At 56.4% G+C, this 20205-nt stretch carries 16 protein-coding genes and 2 pseudogenes; 15 read left to right on the forward strand and 3 right to left on the reverse strand.

The genetic code is table 11. The features are described from left to right. Positions 1-142: 142 nt before the first annotated feature. On the forward strand, positions 143-826 hold the full coding sequence (locus EV561_RS31075; RefSeq protein ID WP_132527772.1) for a GntR family transcriptional regulator: 684 nt from the start codon (positions 143-145) through the stop codon (positions 824-826). 8 nt (positions 827-834) lie between these two features. On the opposite strand, the gene EV561_RS31080 is transcribed toward EV561_RS31075, so the two are convergent. Further along, positions 835-1557 carry a TetR/AcrR family transcriptional regulator gene (locus EV561_RS31080; RefSeq protein WP_132527773.1) on the reverse strand — a complete coding sequence of 241 codons (723 nt, stop codon included), beginning with the start codon at positions 1555-1557 and terminating at the stop codon, positions 835-837. A gap of 271 nt (positions 1558-1828) precedes the next feature. Between EV561_RS31080 and EV561_RS31085 the strand changes: the two genes are divergently transcribed. Together EV561_RS31085 and EV561_RS31090 are read left to right on the forward strand one after the other, a co-directional pair. Then, complete coding sequence (locus tag EV561_RS31085) at positions 1829-2779, forward strand: cyclase family protein (protein ID WP_132527774.1); 951 nt, start codon at positions 1829-1831, stop codon at positions 2777-2779. Positions 2780-2817: 38 nt separating this feature from the next. Then, positions 2818-4563, forward strand: a complete 1746-nt coding sequence (locus tag EV561_RS31090; protein WP_245513112.1) for a CocE/NonD family hydrolase — start codon at positions 2818-2820, stop codon at positions 4561-4563. Between the two features lie 305 nt (positions 4564-4868). On the opposite strand, the pseudogene EV561_RS31095 reads toward EV561_RS31090, so the two are convergent. Continuing rightward, positions 4869-5062 (reverse strand): annotated as a pseudogene (locus EV561_RS31095) (IS256 family transposase); the annotation flags it as partial. Positions 5063-5390: 328 nt separating this feature from the next. Between EV561_RS31095 and EV561_RS31100 the strand changes: the two are divergent. The 5 genes from EV561_RS31100 (at position 5391) to EV561_RS31120 (ending at position 10342) form a co-directional block, all read left to right on the forward strand. Beyond that, positions 5391-5837: a MaoC/PaaZ C-terminal domain-containing protein gene (locus tag EV561_RS31100; RefSeq protein WP_132527775.1), complete on the forward strand. Its 447-nt coding sequence runs from the start codon at positions 5391-5393 to the stop codon at positions 5835-5837. Positions 5838-5980: 143 nt separating this feature from the next. Further along, entirely contained in the window at positions 5981-7336 is a 1356-nt protein-coding gene (locus EV561_RS31105) for an FAD-dependent oxidoreductase (RefSeq protein WP_132527776.1), read from the forward strand. A gap of 10 nt (positions 7337-7346) precedes the next feature. Then, positions 7347-8564, forward strand: coding sequence for a CaiB/BaiF CoA-transferase family protein (locus EV561_RS31110; protein ID WP_132527777.1), 1218 nt, complete (start codon positions 7347-7349; stop codon positions 8562-8564). A 9-nt stretch (positions 8565-8573) separates the two neighbouring features. Further along, on the forward strand, positions 8574-8906 hold the full coding sequence (gene fdxA / locus EV561_RS31115) for a ferredoxin (protein ID WP_132527778.1): 333 nt from the start codon (positions 8574-8576) through the stop codon (positions 8904-8906). Next, positions 8906-10342, forward strand: a complete 1437-nt coding sequence (locus tag EV561_RS31120) for an aldehyde dehydrogenase family protein (RefSeq protein ID WP_132527779.1) — start codon at positions 8906-8908, stop codon at positions 10340-10342. The genes fdxA and EV561_RS31120 overlap by 1 nt, the downstream gene beginning before the upstream one ends. 25 nt (positions 10343-10367) lie before the next feature. Here the strand turns inward: EV561_RS31120 and EV561_RS31125 are convergent, their stop codons facing one another. Beyond that, on the reverse strand, positions 10368-11270 hold the full coding sequence (locus EV561_RS31125) for a LysR family transcriptional regulator (protein ID WP_132527780.1): 903 nt from the start codon (positions 11268-11270) through the stop codon (positions 10368-10370). Positions 11271-11532: 262 nt separating this feature from the next. Here EV561_RS31125 and EV561_RS31130 point away from each other — a divergent pair, with 262 nt between their 5' ends. The 7 genes and pseudogenes from EV561_RS31130 to EV561_RS31160 all read left to right on the forward strand — a co-directional run. Next, positions 11533-12543 (forward strand): ABC transporter substrate-binding protein, encoded by a 1011-nt coding sequence (locus EV561_RS31130; RefSeq protein ID WP_132527781.1) that lies wholly within the window; start codon positions 11533-11535, stop codon positions 12541-12543. 4 nt (positions 12544-12547) lie between these two features. Next, positions 12548-13357, forward strand: coding sequence for an ABC transporter ATP-binding protein (locus EV561_RS31135; protein ID WP_132527782.1), 810 nt, complete (start codon positions 12548-12550; stop codon positions 13355-13357). Continuing rightward, positions 13357-14166: an ABC transporter permease gene (locus tag EV561_RS31140; protein WP_207910625.1), complete on the forward strand. Its 810-nt coding sequence runs from the start codon at positions 13357-13359 to the stop codon at positions 14164-14166. The genes EV561_RS31135 and EV561_RS31140 overlap by 1 nt, the downstream gene beginning before the upstream one ends. Next, positions 14159-15361 (forward strand): CoA transferase, encoded by a 1203-nt coding sequence (locus EV561_RS31145; protein WP_132527784.1) that lies wholly within the window; start codon positions 14159-14161, stop codon positions 15359-15361. Before EV561_RS31140 ends, EV561_RS31145 begins: the two co-directional genes overlap by 8 nt. A gap of 100 nt (positions 15362-15461) precedes the next feature. Further along, positions 15462-16247 (forward strand): SDR family oxidoreductase, encoded by a 786-nt coding sequence (locus tag EV561_RS31150; RefSeq protein WP_132527785.1) that lies wholly within the window; start codon positions 15462-15464, stop codon positions 16245-16247. Positions 16248-16309: 62 nt separating this feature from the next. Further along, positions 16310-17236: a dihydrodipicolinate synthase family protein gene (locus tag EV561_RS31155; protein WP_132527786.1), complete on the forward strand. Its 927-nt coding sequence runs from the start codon at positions 16310-16312 to the stop codon at positions 17234-17236. A 603-nt stretch (positions 17237-17839) separates the two neighbouring features. Then, positions 17840-20110, forward strand: a pseudogene (locus EV561_RS31160) (Tn3 family transposase); the annotation flags it as partial. Positions 20111-20205 lie beyond the last annotated feature (95 nt).

The following is a 20205-nucleotide window of genomic DNA, read 5'->3' on the forward strand; positions in this document are numbered from 1 at the left end:
AGCATTGAATTGCGGCAATCAAATTATGTTCGTCCGCCCGCGCAGCATCGCCGCTGATAGTATCTAGGCTTTGTCAGTCGACGTCTGTATCAAGTGTGAGTTCAACGTCACACACGTGACTTCACGCACGGAAAGGGCTGTCATGCAGGGAAGCGAGGATATTCGATCCTTAAGTCAACGTATCCGTGTTTCGCTCATGGACGACATATCAACAGGCAATATCGCTCCCGGGACCGTGCTTGATGAAAACAATCTGGCCATACAGTTCTCAGCCTCTCGCACGCCGGTTCGAGAGGCACTTAAACAGCTAGAAAGCAGCGGTCTCATCGAAATTCGACCGCGAAAGGGAGCAATTGTCCTTCCGTTGACGCTTCCAAAACTCATGGAGATGTTCGAGGTAACAGCTGAGATGGAGGCAATGTGCGTAAGGTTGGCAACACATCGCATCACAGGAGATGAGCGGGCCCTTTTGTGTGTGATCCATGATGCAGCCGCGATTGCCGTTACAAACAAGGACCTTGACCTCTACGATGAGTCGAATCTTCGCTTTCACGAGCAGCTCTACAGCTCCGCACACAACGCCTTTCTTTTTGAAGAGCTTCTGCGCTTGAGATCACGGCTCATGCCGTTCAGACGAACCCAACTCAGACATGAAGACCGCCTGGAAAAGTCGCATTCAGAGCATGCTGAGATCCTGAGAGCGATCATGCGGGGCGACGGAGATGAAGCGGCTCGAGTGATGCGCGAACACATGTTGAACGCTGCAGTAACTTTAGCGCGGTTCATGTCCGCCGGATCTCGGAGCAGCGAGCCAACTGATCTATGACGCCTGTCTCACGCTCTCGAATTTTCGTTTTCCTTCGGCCACGAAGCTACGAATATATTCACGACGTCATCAATGACAACGCTTCTTGGAACACTCGGGTCCAATTCGTAGGCGTACTTCCTGACACCGTAGTAAAAGATGCTTCCTTGTAGGCTCCAAGCTATCTCCATGTAACGCGCCTCGCTGGATTTTGAAATCTGAATGCCGTGGGCAGCACAGATTTCCATTGCAATCCGTCGAATGACGCGCTCTTCCACCAAGCGGATGTAAGAACTTGTAATCCCTACGTTTTTCAGACCGGCGAAAAGATAGATCCGCATCCAGCCGCGGTTCATAATGACGTCGGTGTAGCTCCTGTAGAATCGGATAAGCCGCTCCGTTATCGGCCGGCTGCGGTCGACCAAAATCTCATCCCACGCGGTATCCCAGACATCTAAAAAGACCCGCTTGTAAACTTCCTCAATCAGATCGTCCTTGGTCTTGAAATACTTGTACATCAAAGGCTGGGTGGTCCCCAGATGACGCGCCAAGTCACGCGTCGTTGCGTCGAACCCACGTTCAGCAAAAACATCGACGGCTTTTTTCAAGATCATCTCGCGACGCTGTTCGAACGGGAGGCGTTCTGACGAACGAACCGGCTTCGATCGGGTCTTCGAAACGACGTCAACCTTCAACACTTCAGCTTTCTTTCCGAGACCCATTGAGGGTTGCACCTTATTTTTAGATTTCATCACGTCTGCCTTGTTTTGATGTCGCAGGCATTGTCCCTCCGGCGTTGCAGATTTCTGTCGACTTTATTGTCCCGATAACCAAGCGATGAGGTCGTAACATAACACAAAGATTGAGTTTTTTCGCAGAAATCAGAAAGAAGGCATTTTTTGATAACCTAACCGCAAACTAAGGGTTGTTTCAAGGGGAAATCGGCGCTTTGACGAAGCGTATTGACTGAACAGTCTTCGTTCGGTAAGTTATCAATCGATAACCAACCTAGTGGAGGAAGCGATGAAGGTTGATCTGACTGCAATTCAAACGGCATCTCGGGAATTGTCGAACTGGGGGCGTTGGGGGGAGGACGATCAGATCGGCACCCTGAACAATATCACTCCGGCGAATATCGTCGATGCGGCGCGGTTGGTGCGCAAAGGCAAGGTCTTTGCGCTGGGTCTCTCCCTGAAGGAGCCAATTCAGTCAGGCCTCTTTGGTGGCCGATGGAACCCGATCCACACGATGCTTGCCACCGGTACTGACGCGGTGCTCGGCAATCAAGATGAGCCTGCACCATATCTGAGGTATGCTGACGATGCCATCAACATGCCGTGCCAGGCGTCGACGCAGTGGGATGCACTGTGCCACATCTTTATGGGCGACAAGATGTACAACGGCTTTGATGCAAGTTTGGTCGACGTCAAGGGCGCCAAGAAGAATGGTATCGAACACGTTCGAGACAAAATGGTCGGCCGGGGCGTTCTGTTGGATGTAGCCCGCTACAAGCAGGTTGATTCCCTCGATGACGGGTATGCAATATCGCGCGACGACCTGGATGGATGTGCAGCGTCGCAGGGAGTCGAAATAAGGAAGGGCGATTTCGTCATTGTACGAACCGGCCATCAGGAACGTTGCCTGGCAAAGGGCGATTGGACCGGCTACGCTGGCGGATCTGCCCCGGGCTTCGGTTTCGAGACATGTTACTGGCTGAAAGAGAAGGATGTTGCCGCTATCTGCTCCGACACCTGGGGTTGCGAGGTTCGTCCTAACGAAACCAACGATGCAAACCAACCGTGGCACTGGGTCGTGATCCCGGCAATTGGGATCTCGATGGGTGAGATATTCTATTTGAAGGAGCTCGCACAGGACTGCGCGGAAGACAAGATCTATGAGTTTTTCTTCTCCGCGCCGCCTCTCCACCTCCCGGGGGGCGCCGGCTCGCCGATCAATCCGCAGGCAATCAAATAAGAGCGGCAGCGGATATCCAACCTGGAGGAAGAATAGCAATGGCCCAAGAAGTCGCCGAAATCAAAGATGGTATGCAAATCATTTGGGATCAGCCGATCGCAATGGACGATGGGGTGGTGCTCAGAGCGGACGTTTTTTGCCCGATAGGCGAGGGGTCCTACCCCGTCATCATGACCTATGGCCCGTATGGTAAAGGACTACATTTCGAGGATGGCTACAAGACCGCCTGGGACCGCATGTGCGCCGAAGATCCTGATGCTGTCAGTAACACCTCCAACAAATATGCGAATTGGGAGGTAGTCGATCCAGAGAAATGGGTGCCAGATGGCTATGTTGTAATCCGGGTTGACTCTCGTGGTGCGGGACGTTCTCCAGGTTACCTTTGCCACAACAATGATCGCGAGCAGCAGGACTACTATCAGTGCATCGAGTGGGCGGGCAGCCAGGCGTGGTCAAACGGCAAGGTTGGCCTGAACGGAATTTCCTACTACGGTGCTAACCAGTGGCGCGCCGCGGGAACGCAGCCGCCACACTTGGCTGCAATCTGCGTCTGGGAAGGGTGGCACGACAATTACCGCGATGGCAATCGCCATGGAGGTATTCTTTGCACCTTCCGAAAGCATTGGCAGGATATGCAGGTCAAGACCGTGCAGCACGGGGTGGGCGACCGAGGCCGGCGGAGCAGAGTAACGGGGGAGCTGGTCTGCGGACCGGAGACACTGAGTGACGACGAGTTGCTCGCAAACCGGGAGAACATGCACGAAGAAATGCTCGCGCGTGAGATGCTGACGGACTATTACCTCGAACGCTCGGCAAAACCCGATCGAATAAAGGTGCCGGTTCTATCCGCTGGCAACTGGGGCGGAGCAGGCCTTCACGCCCGGGGTAATTTCGAAGGGTTCCTCGCCGCTGCCTCTGAACAAAAATGGTTGGAGGTCCACGGTGGATCTCATTGGGCCCCCTTCTATACGGACCGTGGGGTCTTCATACAGAAGCAGTTCTTTGATCACTTCCTGAAGGGCCATGAAAATGGCTGGGATGAGCGTCCTAGGGTTCAACTGCTGGTCCGGCATCCCGGCGAACGCTTCGTTGAGCGTTACGAAAATGAGTGGCCTCTGGCGAGGACATCGTGGGAGAAGCTGCATCTCGCTGACTTGAGCGAACTTCGACCCACCAAATCAGCCGTCGAAAAGCAATTGTCATTCGATGCGATGGGCGATGGCTTGACCTTCCTGACCGAACCAACAGAAAGCGACACGGAAATCACGGGCCCCATCGGTGCTCGATTGGCGATTTCGTCTTCTACCGTGGACGCTGACCTATTCCTGGTGGTGCGTGTGTTTGCACCAGATATGAAAGAAGTAACGTTCCAAGGTGCGCTCGATCCGCATACGCCGATCGCGCAGGGTTGGCTTAGAGCGTCCCATCGTAAGCTCGATCCGAAGAAAAGCCTTCCTTACAGACCGTGGCACACTCACGATGAAAAGCAGCCACTTGAGCCAGATCAGATCTACCAGCTCGACATCGAGATATGGCCGACGTGTATCGTTATTCCCAAGGGTTACCGGCTTGCCCTAAGCGTTCGTGGTAAGGATTATGTCTATCCGGGTGGGAGCGGAGGGCGCTTGTCAAACATGAAGAACGAGTTCACCGGATGCGGCCCGTTTCTTCATGATGATGAGAATGATCGGCCACCGGAGGTTTTTGGCGGTACAACGACGATCCACTTTGGAGAAGGACGCGAAAACTATGTCTTGCTTCCATACATCCCCGCTGCGTCATAAGTATCGCAAGAGATACTCTGACATCAAAGGGTTGAACCGGCGCGACTTAGCTTGGCGATTCTCTTTCATTAGTGCGCTCGCGTTTGGAGGTGGGTGGTGTCTCTTCCGAGATTGGACCGCAGACCTCGCACAAGCGCATTGCTGCTATGACGGGGAACTCGACAGGCAAGTGCAGGCGAAAATTAGGCGGGGGGTCCCGCGGTAATTCGCGGCGCTCAGAGCCTAAAGATCTGCCTTATGCAGTCGACCTTTCAAGGCCGGCTGCAAACGTCCCTTTCATCATTTGAGCCGTTGGGACAAAGGGTCTTGTCAGAGCCGTTCCGCCGATTGGCCGAGTTTCTCGTGCTGCGCCGGAGGTTGAGGTGCTCGTCGAGATCGGCATTCAGGATACGCCCCAATCGCGCCTTCTTTAGGTCGTCTGTTGAGCCGTGCTTGCCGAAACCGCGGGCGGATCACGTCCAGCAAGAAGCTGGTCCAGAAATTCTTTTTCAATAGCCAGGCGACGCCTTGGGAGATAACCAATTCAGCGCGGGTGTTGCCGTTTACCTGGAGAACGACAGAATCTACGTTGTCAGAGCTTCGTCATAGGCCGGCCATCTGGCTAGCGCCTGCAAGTAGTTTCAGCCGGTAGTCGAAACGGAATCACGTTTGAATCCCCCGTCGCAACGCGCAACTGGTAAGTTGAATTACGTGATCCGCACTCTTTCGCCACAATGGGTGCACGCTGCATTTTCGTCACCACCCTGAGCGAATGATTGCGCTGCTCCTCCGCGAAAACTCTCGGTACCTTTGTAATCACAAACGATGCAAGGTATGGGAGCAGCGCATTGCAGGACAACATCCAGGACTTCGAATGTGATCGAGTAGGATACTCTTACCAGACACGGGGACGCACCGTCACCGAATCTGACATTGTCGTTCACGCTGGCCAGACGGGCGACCTTTTTCCCATCCATCTTGACGCAGAAGCCGCCAAGGCAAGTCCCTATGGACAGCGCATCGCACATGGGACGCTGACACTGTCGATCGCGATCGGTCTGAAATTCACCACCGATCTAACGATGGGGCTGCGGATTTCGTATGGCTACGACAGGGTCCGCTATCGGAAGCCTGTGTTCATCGGCGACACGATCCACTGCCAAGTCGAAGTGACGAAATCGGAAGTCGACTCCCAGCGCCCGAACATGCGGCGTGTCACCGAACAGACGACCGTGATGAACCAGCGGGGCGAAGCGGTGCTGTCGATAGACCATATCCTTATCCGTTGGCTCTGACTGAGCAAAGCCAACGAAACAACATCCTTGCGTGTGTCGGCCATTGCCTTGGCTGCAGTTGAAAGCGGCGGGGCCGCGTCTCCCTTCGCATACGCACTGAGACCTTACCGTGAGCCGACAGAGTAGAAGGTGGAGGAGAAACCATGCTCAAGAAAGATATCTATGAAGAACCGACTGGTCCTGTTCCCGTCGTCGTGTCGACCGATGTACTCGTTATCGGCGGCGGCCCATCGGGAATTGCGGCGGCAGTCGCCGCAGCTCGCAACGGGGCGTCCGTTACGCTGGTGGAGCGCTATGCCCACCTCGGGGGTCTCGCTGCCGGGGGGATGGTCCTTGTCTTGGACGACATGAACAATGGTACCGAGATTAGCGTTCGCGGCATTTGCGCAGAGATGATCAAACGCATGACTGAATATGGGCTGTGCGTTACGCCGCCAGCCGAGGAATGGTCTTCAGATCAAGCGGTGTTCGAGAAATGGGCGCGCTGGGGTTTATACGACTTCCATTCACATTCGAAACCTCAGCCAATCTGTTACGCTTCGGCTTTCGACCCGGATGCCTTTAAGCGTGTCGCGACCGAGATGGTAAACGAAGCAGGTGTCAATCTTCGCCTTCATTCCTGGTTCTCAAAGTCGATCGTCGAAAACAATGTCGTCAGGGGCGTGGTCTGCGAGACGAAGGCAGGTCGGCAGGCACTGCTTGGCAAAATAGTGATCGACGCGACTGGCGATCTGGACGTTGCGGCTTCTGCGGGTGCCGATTTCGCCCATGGCAAGTTCATCGTGACAACGGTCTTCCGGCTTGGCGGGGTCGACGTCGAGAGGGCCGAAAAGTTCGAGTATGGAAATCCGGAGGAATTCGCTGCTCTCGACCGAGAAGCAAAGCGGATCATGGGCGGTTCCTGGGAACGTTGGTGGCTGAAAACGCCTCTGCCGGGTATTGTGTGGTGCAATTGCCCTCACATGTCCGGCTACGACGGGTTGTCGGTCGAGGATCTGACAAGCGCGGATGCTAAGGGCCGTCAGAAGATTGCAGAGCTTGTAGCGTTCATACGGGACAAGATGCCAGGCTTCGAGGAAGCCTTCGTCGTCGATGTGGCTCCGCAACTCGGCGTCCGTCAGACCCGTGTGCTCGAAGGAGAATATGTCGTTACGAAGGAAGACGTAATCGGACGACGCCATTACGCAGATACAGTCGCCCGCGGCCGAGACTACTATTATCCCTACCGCGCATTGCTTCCCAAGAAGATCGATCAGTTGCTTGTCGCGGGGCGGCATTATTCCGCAACGCCGTCTGCGCAGCGTATCTCACGCGAGATCCCTCCGTGCATGGCGATGGGCGAGGCAGCGGGGACCGCGGCAGCAGTCGCAATCCTGGCATCCGCGAGCATACGCGATGTGGATGTTGTTGAAGTGCAGCGGCGGCTGAGGAGCCAGGGGGCCGATCCTGGCGATCTTCCGGCCGCCAATGCCACCTTCCAAAGCGATGCTGCGGAGTAGGGGGCGAGCCATGCATAGCACACTCACCCAGCCACTGGCCGGTGTCACGGTAATCGACTTCACCCAGGTCATGATGGGGCCGTGTTGTACTCAGATCCTGGCGGATCACGGAGCACGCGTCATCAAGATCGAGCGCCCGAGACACGGTGATCTGTCCAGAGGGTCGAGACCAAACGACCCGGAGGGCGCAAACAATCCGGTCTTCAAGAGCCTGAACCGAAACAAGCTTTCGCTCGCGGTCGATCTGCATTGCGAAAACGGCCGCAAGATCATCGATGATCTCGTTCGTCACGCTGACGTTGTCGTAAGCAACTTCCGCCCGGGTGTGATCGAACGGCTCGGCTACGGATACGAGCGCATCTCCACGCTCAATCCGCGGATCATCTCGGCCGAAGGAAGTGGGTTCGGACCGGGCAAGCCGTTGTCGCACAAGGGCGGTCAGGATGTCCTTGCCCAGGCAATGACGGGGGGGATTGCGCGGCGTTCTGATGACAGTCACCCGCTGACCGTCTACCCGCTTGCAATTGCAGACTATTCCGCAGGTATGCACCTCGTCCAGGCAATCCTCATGGCGCTGCTGCAAAGAGTCCAGACGGGACGAGGGCAATCGGTCTCAGTATCGCTGTTCGAATCCATGCTGAATCTCCAGATGCAGGAGGCAGCGGTCCTGTTGCAACGCAGCGAGGATTTGAACTGGGCCGCCTATCCGCTGACCGGGGTCTTTCCGACGGCGGACGGGGCGGTCGTTATCGTCGGAGCGTTCAAGACAAACCCACTACAGGACATTTGCAAGGCACTCGACATGCGGGATCTTTCGCTGCTGCGCGAGTATTCAGATTTCCATTCGATGAAGATGAACAGGTCTGCGCTGCAGGGCGAGATCGGCCGTCGGTTGCGCGAAATGCCAACGGAAGAAGCCATCGGGCGCCTCGAGGGACAGGATATTCTGTGCGCGCCAGTTCTCACCTTGGCGCAAGCACTGCAGCACCCCCAAACGATCGAGAACTCGACGGTCGTTGAGACGCCCTCGGGCAACTTGATCGGCGCGCCCTTTCGAATGGAGGAGGGATCCTTCGCGGTTTCGCGAGGGGCTCCTAGCCTTGGCGAGCATTCGGCGACCATCCTCGCTGGGATCGGATATTCGGACGACAACATCCGCCAGCTCATCAACGATGGCGTAGTCGGGGGGCCCGAAGTCGGCGGTCAGCCCTCGCGTCGTGCTGGCTAGGGGCTCGGCATGGCCTATGTGATCACCCAACCCTGTATCGATGTGAAGGACGGCGCATGCCAGGTGGCATGCCCTGTGGAGTGCATCTATGAGGGAGGCCGCATGATGTACATCCAGCCATCCGAGTGCATCGCCTGCGGGCTCTGTCTGTCCGTCTGCCCGGTGGACGCAATCTTCGAGGACAGAGACACTCCATCCGATCGCCAGCACTTCATTGCCGTGAACAGGGAGTTTTTCGAGGAAGGAGTCACCGGGTGGGGGCAACCCGGTGGCGCGGGTCCGAAATACCGCAGCGAGATGGACCATCCACTCGTGACAAGCTTTCAGGGGAGAGAACAGTGATGTTGAAGTTGAAGAATTTCGTGGGTGGAGAATGGATCGGTGGCCGGCGTGATCAGCGCGATGAAAACCCATCGGATCACAGCGACGAGTTTGCAACTTACCAAGTCGCAACTCCAAACGACGTTCTGAAGGCAATCGCCGCCGCTCGCGCAGCCTTTCCAGCCTGGTCCAGAAGCAATCCTATGGTCAGACATGATCTGTTGAAGCGGGTGGCCACCGAGATCTTCGCGAGGAAGGACGAACTCGGTGCCATGCTCGCGCGTGAGGAAGGAAAGACGATTGCCGAAGGCATCGGCGAAGTTACGCGGGCGGGTCAGGTGTTCGAGTTCTTCTCGGGGGAGGTTCTTCGAATTCCTGGCGAACGGATTGCTTCGGTTCGGTCCGGTATCGAGATCGACATTACCCGCGAACCCGTTGGTGTCGTAGGACTGGTGACGCCCTGGAACTTTCCGATCGCGATACCCGCATGGAAGATCGCGCCTGCGCTCGCCTACGGGAACTGCGTTGTCTTCAAACCTGCCGAGCTAACGCCCGCATCGGCATGGGCACTGGCTGATATCATAGTGCGGGCAGGGGTGCCGAGCGGGGTATTCAACCTTGTCATGGGGAGTGGTTCGTCGGTCGGACAGACTATCATCGACTCTCCGGATATCGACGCAGTGTCTTTCACGGGCTCGGTCGGGACGGGTAAGTTGGTTGCCCGCGAATCCACGAAGCACTTGAGACGCTTCCAGCTCGAGATGGGGGGAAAGAACCCGCTGATTGTTCTGGACGATGCTGATCTGACGGTCGCCGTCGAGTGCGCGGTGAACGGCGCTTTCTACTCGACAGGCCAGCGGTGCACGGCGTCGTCCCGCATCATCGTGACGGATCAGATTCGGAGCAAGTTTATCGACGCGGTAGTCGAGCGATTGCTATCGCTGAAAGTGGGGCACGCGCTTGACCCAACAACGCAGATCGGTCCGGTTGTAGACAGCCGACAACTGGAGCAGGACCTCAACTACATTAGCCTGGGCAAGCAGGAAGGCGCCAGTCTGCGATTCGGCGGCGAACTGCTGAAGCAGGAAAAGCGAGGACACTACCTTCAGCCAGCGTTGTTCACCGATGTGAGCAGCAACATGCGTATTGCTCGGGAAGAGATTTTCGGACCAGTCGCCTCGGTCATCGCAGCCAAGGACTACGATGAAGCGCTTGCTATCGCCAACGACACCGAATTCGGCTTGTCTGCGGGGATCTGCACAACAAGCCTTAAGTACGCCACGCATTTCAAGCGCAATGCTGAGGCGGGAATGGTCATGGTAAACCTGCCAACGGCGGGCGTAGACTTCCACGTTCCATTCGGAGGCCGGAAAGGCTCATCCTGTGGAACGAGAGAGCAGGGACGGTACGCCGTCGAGTTCTATACGACCGTAAAAACTGCCTATACGGCAGCCTGATCAACGTACGAGGGCGGTTGCCGCATCAGTCACCCTCGTATTCGTCCATAACCTGACTGGCGATCTTCACAAAAGCCTGTTCAGCCGCATTGATGAAGCGGTTGGAAGGAATGAAAGCTGCGATCCGATATGACGACATCGTGTCGTTGTCGAGGGGAAGAAATACGACTCTCCCCGCTCTGATGAGATCCCAGAACCCGTATTTTATGTATATTCCTAGCGCTGTTCCGTTCTCAACTAGCATCTTCGCCACGTACATCGAGTTCGTGAAGACTACCGAATCGAGTCGGATGCGTTCGCGGGCCAGCACGTCGTCGAGAAACATATTCTGGCCCGTAGGGTGGTAGTGCTTCACCGACGGATGGCTTGCGATGTCCTCCAGCGAAACGGAAGGGTTCCCTACCAGCGGATGGTCACTGTTAACGAGGACGCCGAACGGCGAACGGATGTCCTTCACCGGACGCACCGAATTCCGCTCGAAGCAGGTGAATGTCAGGCCGATGTCGGCGAGACCCTCCTCAACAGCGTGAACCACCTCATTGGCGGGATCCTGTCTTATCGTGAGCGAGATGTTCGGATACTCCGCCCGGTAGCGTCGAATGATCTCCGGCACGAGCGACATGTTAAGCGAGTCTATGCAGGAAATCGCAATATTGCCCGCCTGGAGAGCCCGCACGTTTGCGATTTGCGGCCTAAGCTTCTCGTATTCCTGCAACGTCCTATTGGCGTGATCGACAAGAAGCTTTCCCGCTGCGGTGAGCACGACACCGTCCGGTAGGCGGTCGAACAACCTTACCCCCAGCTCCTCCTCGAGCTTGATGATCTGTCGGTTCACCGCAGAGGATGCAACGTTCAAAACAGGCCCGGCTTTGCGGATTGATCCCTGTTTGGCTACCTCGATGACGTATCTCAGGACAATTGAGTGCATGCCAGTTCAGATTTCCTCCGGTTTCTCTTTCAGCGTGTTCAGCGAACCCTCTCCGATCGCGAAGCTTCGATCGGTCCAGGGTTATTGGCAAGGTCTCCGTTTAAAAATACGCGCATAGGCGCTCCGAAAGCGAGCGCACCCTGTTCGAATATTGATGGCACCACATCGAGCTGATTTGTGAAAAGCTCTCTCTCTGACGCGGATGATCGCGCCAAAAAAGGGAACGGCCACAATGGCCATCAAACTGTGAGGAGAAACCCCGATGCACAGACGTCAGTTCTTGCAAACGGTTGCCGCTGCGGCGGCGGTTCAGGCGTGCAGCGCAGGACTTGCCAAGCAAGTGTTTGCTTCCGACGCGGGCGATATTGTCATGCAGCTCGGTTGGCTAGGCAGCAACGGTGTTCTCGGTGAAGCGGCAGCGCTCAAGCGGGGGTTCTACAAGGATGCTGGGCTCAACCTCACGATTACACCTGGCGGCCCAAACGTCGACGGCATCGCCAGCGTCGCGTCGGGAAGGGCTCAAGTAGGCCAGTATAGCTCAAGTCCGCCGATCATGATGGCGAGAGCTGCAGGCATTCCCATCAAGGCTATCGCTGCTGGTTTCCAGCGTCATCCGTTCGCACTGTTTTCACTTCCCCGCGCTCCAGTCCACAAGGCCCAAGACCTCGTAGGCAAGAGGATCGCCGTGCAGGCGACCGCAGTGATCCTCGTCAAAGCAGTTCTTGCGCTGAACAACATCGCTGAGAAGGATGTCGAGATCATCGTTTCCGGCGCTGATGTGACCCCTGTCCTGACCGGACAGGCCGACGTCGTCACAGGTTGGGAGACAAACGTTCACGGGGTGAGCGCGCTCGGGCCAGACCGCATCGTGCTCCCGCTCTGGGACACCGGAGTTCAGCTCTATGCAAATCTCTACTATGCCAGCGACGAAACGATCGGGAAGAACCAGAAAGTTCTCGAGAGCTTCCTATCCGCCACCGCAAAGGGATGGCAGTTTGCGCGCGACAATCCGGAGGCCGCCGTGGATGCGCTGGTCGAACTCTATCCAAATCTCAATCGCAAGGACGAACTGGAAGCGGTTGGCGCAGTCGTTAAGGCGAGCTTCAACTCCACCAGCAAACAGGAAGGATGGGGTGCGATGGATCCCGCGAACTGGGACAAACAGATCAAGCTCTTTGATGAACTCAAGCAGTTCAAGTCGGCGCCTCCGACTGTTGCCGACATCATGACAGATGCCGTCCTCGGCGCCACCAAAACCATTCGGATGGGATGAGCCGATGGGACTTGTAGCCACCTTGAACACTTCGGCGATCAAACACGATATGAATCCTGCTATTTCAATCGATAAGGTCAGCATTTCCTTCGGTGAAGGTGCCGGAAAGGTAATTGCAGTTTCCGCCGTTACTCTGGATATCCCGGAGGGAGCGTTCGTTACGATGATCGGGCCTTCGGGCTGTGGAAAGTCGACCCTCCTGCGGGCGATCTCCGATCTCGTTCCGACAAGCGGCGGAAACGTCAGGATCTTCGGAAAGCCGCCGGCGAACGCGCGCGCGGAACGGTCGTTCTCATTCGTTTTTCAGGAGGCGACACTCCTGCCGTGGAGAACGGCCGTCGAGAATGTCATGCTCCCGCTTGAAATCGGGAGCAGGAGAGCCGCTTCAAGCCGCGACAAAGCCGTGGAGCTACTCGATCTCGTCGGTCTGAAAGGACGGGAAAACGCGCTCCCGTCAGAGCTGTCTGGCGGTCAACGCCAGCGTGTTTCCATCGCGCGGGCGCTTGTTACGGCGCCCAAAGTACTCCTCATGGATGAACCGTTCGGAGCGCTAGATGAAATCACGCGCGACAAGCTCAACGAGGAACTCCTCCGGATATGGAAGGAGACGGGTACGACGATCGTGTTCGTCACCCATTCCATCGCGGAGGCGGCTTTCCTTGGCCAAAAGGTTGTCGTGATGGCGGCGCGTCCAGGGCGCGTTCTGGAAGTCGTCGACGTGGATCTAAGTCAGGATCGCAAACTTGCTGACCGCGACACCCTCGGTTTCGTTCAAATTGCCGCACATCTGCGCGAGCTTCTGGAGAAATGCTAATGACCGTCATCGGCGACGAAAGTGTCAAACTTAGATCATGGTCTCTTCGCCTTTCAGATCTGATCAGCGGGAATGCTGCCGCCATTGTGGTGGGCCTTATGATCCTTATCATATGGGAAGTCGGTGCTCGGGTATTCGGCTTGCCGTCGTATATCGCACCTAGCCCGCTTCAAGTCGCCGAGGCTTTTCGGGAGAACTGGTATCTACTCCTGACCAACATTGGTCCGACCATGTTCGAGGCTCTGCTCGGCTTCTTCGTCGGAAACGCGGTGGCCATCGTCTTTGCGATCTGTTTCATCCATAGCCGCTTTGCGGAACGCGCGTTCTATCCGCTTCTCGTGTTTTTCCACACCATCCCCGTGCTGGCGATTGCTCCGATACTCGTGCTGATCTTCGGCAATGGGGTCGTGCCCAAGATATTGATCGCGTCACTCATCTGCTTTTTTCCAATGCTCGTGAACATGGTCCGCGGACTGCGCGATGTATCACATGGAATGCTTGAGCTCATGCGGCTGATGTCTGCGACGAACTCGGAGATCTTCTGGAAGGTTCGTGTCCAAAGTTCTCTTCCGTATTTCTTCGCGGCGTTGAAAATCTCGAGCACCACTTGCGTGATCGGCGCGATTGTCGCCGAGTGGATCGGTTCCAGCTATGGGCTAGGTGCACTGATCATCGATGCGACCTATAATTTCAAGTCGGCACTTCTGTACGCCGTCGTGTTCTGCTCAGCGATGATGGCAATCCTCATCTTCAGTGTCGTGACGATCGCCGAACGCCGTCTGATCTTTTGGAGACAGGCGAATGGGTAACGAGGCCTTCAACGTCGCCTCAGCAGGCTTTGCCTTAAAGAAACTTGAGGTTCCTGGAACGGTTGGGGGTGTCTGCCTTCCCTTGTCAGGTGTACGGGTCATCGACTTCAGCCAGGTGGTTCTGGGTCCTGTGTGCACCCAGATGCTCGGCGATTTCGGGGCCGAGGTCATCAAGATCGAAAAGGAACTGATCGGCGATCTCACACGCTGGTCTCTCGGAAACGATCCGGAGGGTGGGCAGAATCCAATCTTTTCCGCATTGAACCGCAACAAGAAGAGCGTTTGCGCGGATCTAAAGGATCCGATCAGTCGCGAGCAGGTAAAATCGCTCATCGAAACGGCGGATGTCGTTGTGACCAACTTTCGTCCTGGTGTGATGGAGCGCCTTGGGCTGGGTTACGAAGACCTCTCGATCCGCAACTCCCGTTTGATCTTCGCTGAAGCCACGGGCTACGGTCCATTGGGTCCATTCAGGCACAAGGGCGGCCAGGACATTCTCGCCCAAGCACTCTCCGGGCTGATGGCGCGCAAACCCGCTCCGGACGCGGAGATTTCAATCTACCCGACCGCCATCTGCGACTACACGGCCGGAATGCATCTAGTGCAAGGTATTCTGCTTGCTCTGCTCCATCGGGAGAAGACTGGTGTGGGCCAGAAAGTCAGCGTTGACCTGTATAGTTCGATGGTCGCTCTCCAACTCCAGGAGGCAACTTTGCAGATGATGCGCGGACGTGACTTGAACTGGGCTACGTTCCCGCTCACCGGAGTCTTTCAAACCAAAGATACACCAATTGTCGTCGTCGGCGCCTTCAAGGAGTTTCCCCTTCGTGACATCTGCAAGGCGCTGGAGCTCGAAGATCTCTCGTTGAATCCACGTTTCGCCACTTTCGAAACTCAGATGGCGCACCGCGAGGAAATCCAGGGAACCCTGCGCAGAAGGTTCGTCGACATGACCTCCCGAGAATGGCTAGCAAGGCTCGAGGCCGTCGACATTCTCTGCGCTCCTATCCTAACCCTTCCGGAAGCGCTCGAGAGTGAGCAAATGGCGTCTACAGGAATGCGAATGAAGTTACTTCGCTCCGATGGCTCGCTGCTGGAGACAATAGGCACGCCAGTTCGGTTGTCGGATGTCCCGGAAATTGCCACCAAGCTTCCGCCTCGCCTGGGCGAACACACCGACGAACTGCTCCGCTAGGGCGCTCGCAACTCAAGACTACCAACTTCTCGAATGCGGCTTCGGACTGGCAGGTCTCGACGCAGTACCGCAATCACTGTGAACATTTTGGGATAGATACATGGATCTTCAACTTAAGGGAAAGACCGCTCTGGTCTTCGGCGCTGCCGGCGGTCTCGGCAGCGCGATTGCAAAGACGCTGGCAAGCGAGGGTACCTCGGTCATTGTTGCCGATATCGACGCCGAAGGTGCGGATGCAATCAGCAAATCCATCAGGTCCGCGGGAGGGCAGGGAATGCCCATGCATTGTGATCTCTCTGACCTCACTTCCATCTCTTCGATGATTGCACAGATTGGCGCCGCCTTCGGTCCTGTCGATATCCTTGTCAACAACACGGGCGGCCCTCCGCCGACCCCGGTATCGGGTCAGTCGTCGGACGAATGGCTTAAGTATTTCAATATGATGGTCAGATCCGTAATCGCGGTAACCGACGCGCTGTTGCCCTCGATGCGCGAGCGGAAATGGGGGCGTATCATCACATCGACGTCCTCCGGAGTCGTCGCACCCATTCCGAATCTCGGCATGTCAAACAGTCTCCGCCTGGCGCTCGTCGGGTGGTCCAAGACGTTGGCGCGTGAAGTCGGTAGAGATGGCATTACCACAAACATCGTGCTTCCCGGACGTATCGGTACCGGGCGCATCAACTTCCTGGACGAACAGAAGGCGAAGCGTGAAAATCGACCGGTGCAGGATGTCATTCAAGAAAGCATCAATACAATCCCAGTGGGTCGTTATGGCGACCCGCAAGAATATGGGGACACAGTCGCGTTCCTTGCTAGCCCACGAGCGTCTTACATCACAGGCTCGGTCATTCGGGTGGATGGTGGTTTGATCAGTAGTATCTGACGAAAACTGGCGGCTCGAAGCTATTTTCGAGCGCTGGATCGGGTTCCAATAAGGACTATGACATGAGCTTCAATGTAGATTCCAAAGGCGTCTATGCCATCGCTACGACACCATTTTCCGACGACGGATCAATTGATTACAACTCGATCGACAAGCTGACCGACTTCTACCAGGAAAGCGGGTGCACGGGCATTACGATCCTAGGTATTATGGGCGAAGCTCCGAAATTGGAGCCGGGGGAGAGCAAGGCGATTGTCAAACGTGTTGTGTCCCGGGCAAAGGTACCCGTGATCGTTGGAGTTTCATCGCCTGGCTTCGCGGCCATGGGGTCGCTGGCGCGCTCGTCAATGGATATGGGCGCGGCTGGAGTGATGATTGCGCCGCCGCCCGCCTTGAGAACAGACGACCAGATCGTGAATTACTTCTCCGGTGCTGTGGAGGCAGTAGGCGAAGACGTGCCGTGGGTGCTGCAAGACTATCCGCTCACACTTACCGTTGTCATGTCGCCAGGTGTCGTCGCGAAGATCATTTCGAACCATCCGTCGTGCCTTATGCTCAAGCATGAGGATTGGCCGGGTCTCGAGAAAATCTCGAGGCTTCGCGCGATGCAGAAGGCAGGGGATCTGCGGCCATTCTCAATCCTTTGTGGCAACGGTGGGATGTTCCTAGACTTCGAACCGGAACGCGGCGCGGATGGAGCCATGACCGGATACGGTTTCCCGGACATGCTGACGGAATTGGTCAGCTTGTCTGCTGCGGGCAAGCGGGACGAAGCACACGATCTCTTTGACGCGCATTTGCCCCTGATCCGGTATGAGCAACAGTTGGGGATCGGCCTGGCCGTGCGAAAACACGTCTTGAAGCGTCGCGGCGTGATCGCCAGCGATATCCAAAGGAAGCCCTCTCAGCTGCTCACGGCCACTGCGAAGGCGGAAGTGGACTATCTTCTGGCGAGGGTAGGCAGACGGGATCCGCGTGCGCGCCTTTAGGGCTCATGCAAAGTACAGTAGTCTTTAAATACATTACGGGCTCATGGGCACGGCACATTGCGTGCCCTGAGCAACTCCTCGGTTCGCGGTGTCCTGTAAATAGGACTTTTTGATAGTGAACGAACGGATTTCCACCTCGCGTTTGTCGAACGCTGAAAGACTAGCACGGACACCAGCTGTTTTCCCTGCGTTGCGATTTTTTGACAGGGGGACCCTCGCGGACGATCGCGCACTCGAAGCATAGCCCTAGACAGCGTTCGCGATCAGAATCTTGTCAAGGCTTGCAAAAATGGCTATCACTTCGTAGATAATGGCAGCCAAATATACCTGGGCCTGTCCGGCAACGAGCAACTGCAGTTCCATAAAATGCATTATGCGACATGTTATAACATAACGGGCGGTGTGATGCTGTCTCCAATGGGGTCAGAACAAGAGCAGTCCGAAATCGTACGCTAAGGTCGAACGAAAACGGAACGATGCCGTAGATCGGATGTGCAACATCCGATCTCTGTGGATTGCCATCGACATGCGCCAGTTTTGATTTCTCTGTCCGGCCCGACTCGACAACGCTTGACGCAGATCGGTCATGAATGGAGTCGGGCGATGGCTAAGCGCAAGCTTCTCAAAGATCAAGATCGCCGGAAGCTTGTCGACATACCAGTCGACGACGACAACCTAATGCGACACTATTCGTTGTCATTGGCGGATCGCCTGGAGATCGAACTGCGGAGACGTAATCACAATCGGCTCGGCTTTGCCATCCAGCTATGTCTGATGCGATACCCCGGTCGAGCGCTTGGAGCAGAAGAAACTCCGCCTCGCGCCATGCTGAAGTATGTTGCTGATCAGATCGGCGCCGCTCCAGGCGAATTTGCCCTCTATGCACGTCGTGAAGAAACCCGTCGGGATCATATGGCGCGGCTAATGGTCTACCTGAATAAGAGAAGCGCGACGCTGCAAGATCGCCGCGCCGCGCTATTGGCGGCAGTTCAAGCGGCGACCATGTCCGACGACGGTGCTGCGATAGCCAGTTCGACTGTCGCCGCGTTTCGCGAACGCGGAGCTCTTCTGCCGGCGATCGATACGATCGAACGCATCGTGCCTTGCCGGCCGTGCCATAGCCCGGCGCCGGGCAGAAAAAACTCTGATTGAGAACATCCCACTCGATAGGCTTCAATCACTGGATAGGCTCTTAGAGGTTGACCCGTCGATCGGCCAGACGCGATTTCATTGGCTGCGTTCGGCGCCAGAAGCGCCGGCTGCGTCGAACCTCGTCGGGCTGACCGAGCGGATAGCTTTTCTGCGGCGGCTGGAGATCGATCCGGAACTGCAGGCGCGCGTGTCATCCGGACGGTGGGACCAGATGATCCGGGAGGGCAACGCAACGCCGGCCTGGCTTGCCAACGACTTCAACGCCAGCCGTCGCCACGCTCTGATCGTGGCTCAGGTCATCAAGCTCTGCCAGAAGCTCACGGACGACGCGGTGACGATGTTCATCAAACTGATGGGCAAGTTGTTCTCGCAAGCCAACAATCGAAAGAAGCAGCGACAGATGGACTGCAGAGCGAATACCGCCAAAGCGCTGCGCATGTTTCTAGATACGATCACCGCACTGCAATCCGCCAACAAAGAGTTGGCTGGGACCGGCTGCTTCGGATGAAGCCTGAGCTCGAGTCGATGGTCGACGACAACGAGGCACCGCCGTTGACCGTAGCAGCCGAGCAATATGCGACCGTCCACAAATACATTGGTGCGTTCCTTCAGGCCTTCACGTTCCGCTCGGCGCATCGCCACGACCCGCTTCTCGCAGCAATCGCGCTGCTGAGAAGGCTTTATGCCGAGAAGCGGCGGACACTCCCGGATCGCGTGCCGCTCACCCACCTTAGCCAAACTGATCGGCGGCATATCTTCGAACAGGGGAAACCCGATCGCCGTCTCTACGAGATCGCCACGCTAGCGGTTTTGCGAGACCGGCTTAGATCTGCGGACATTTGGGTCGACGGCAGCCGATCTTTCCGGCCAATTGACGAGCATCTGATGCCGAGGTCGACATTCATCACGATGAAGGAAGAAGATCGTCTCGGTTTGGGAGTCCAGGGCGACGGCGCGCAGTGGCTTGCCGAAGCGCATCAGATGCTCGACTTCAACCTGCAGCGTCTCGCGTACAGAGCACGATCCGGAAAGCTCGAAGGGGTTCGTCTTGAGGCCGGAACGCTAATCGTCACACCAACCGTCGGCGAAGTCCCTGTGGCAGCCGAGGAACTGAATGCCGAGATCAGCGACATGTATCCGTTGGTCGAGGTTCCCGACTTGTTAAGGGAAGTGCATGAATGGACCGGCTTTGCGGATCACTTCACGCATGTTCGCACCGGCGACATCCCGAAAAATGTCTCTGCCATGCTCGCTGGTGTACTGGCCGATGCGACTAACCTCGGCCCGAAACGAATGGCGGGCGCATCCAAGGGGATCAGCGCTCACCAAATCGGGTGGATGCGCACATTCCATGCTCGATCGGAGACCTACCGCGCGGCACAAGCGTGCATCACCGATGCCCACACCCAGCATCCGCATTCCCGCCTGTGGGGCAATGGCACAACGTCATCGTCCGATGGCCAATTCTTCCGTGCGAGCGACCGAGCTGCAAAGCGCGGAGACATCAATTTGCATTACGGCAGCGAACCCGGATCGAAATTCTATAGCCATCTGTCTGATCAGTACGGCTACTTCAGCATTTTGCCCATCAGTCCGACCGAGAGCGAGGCGGCCTATGTGCTCGATGGGCTCTTCGACCAGGACACGGTCCTCGACATTCAGGAACACTTTACCGACACAGGCGGGGCCAGTGATCATATCTTCGGGCTGTTCGCATTGATCGTAAGCGCGCTTTTCAGTGCACGTCGTAAATCGGCTTGAAGCGGCAGCTTATGCGGTCTGTTTTTTATAGTTGAAGGGCAGCAGGTCGTCGATAT

Source organism: Rhizobium sp. BK376 (assembly GCF_004341625.1).
GTDB lineage: Bacteria > Pseudomonadota > Alphaproteobacteria > Rhizobiales > Rhizobiaceae > Rhizobium.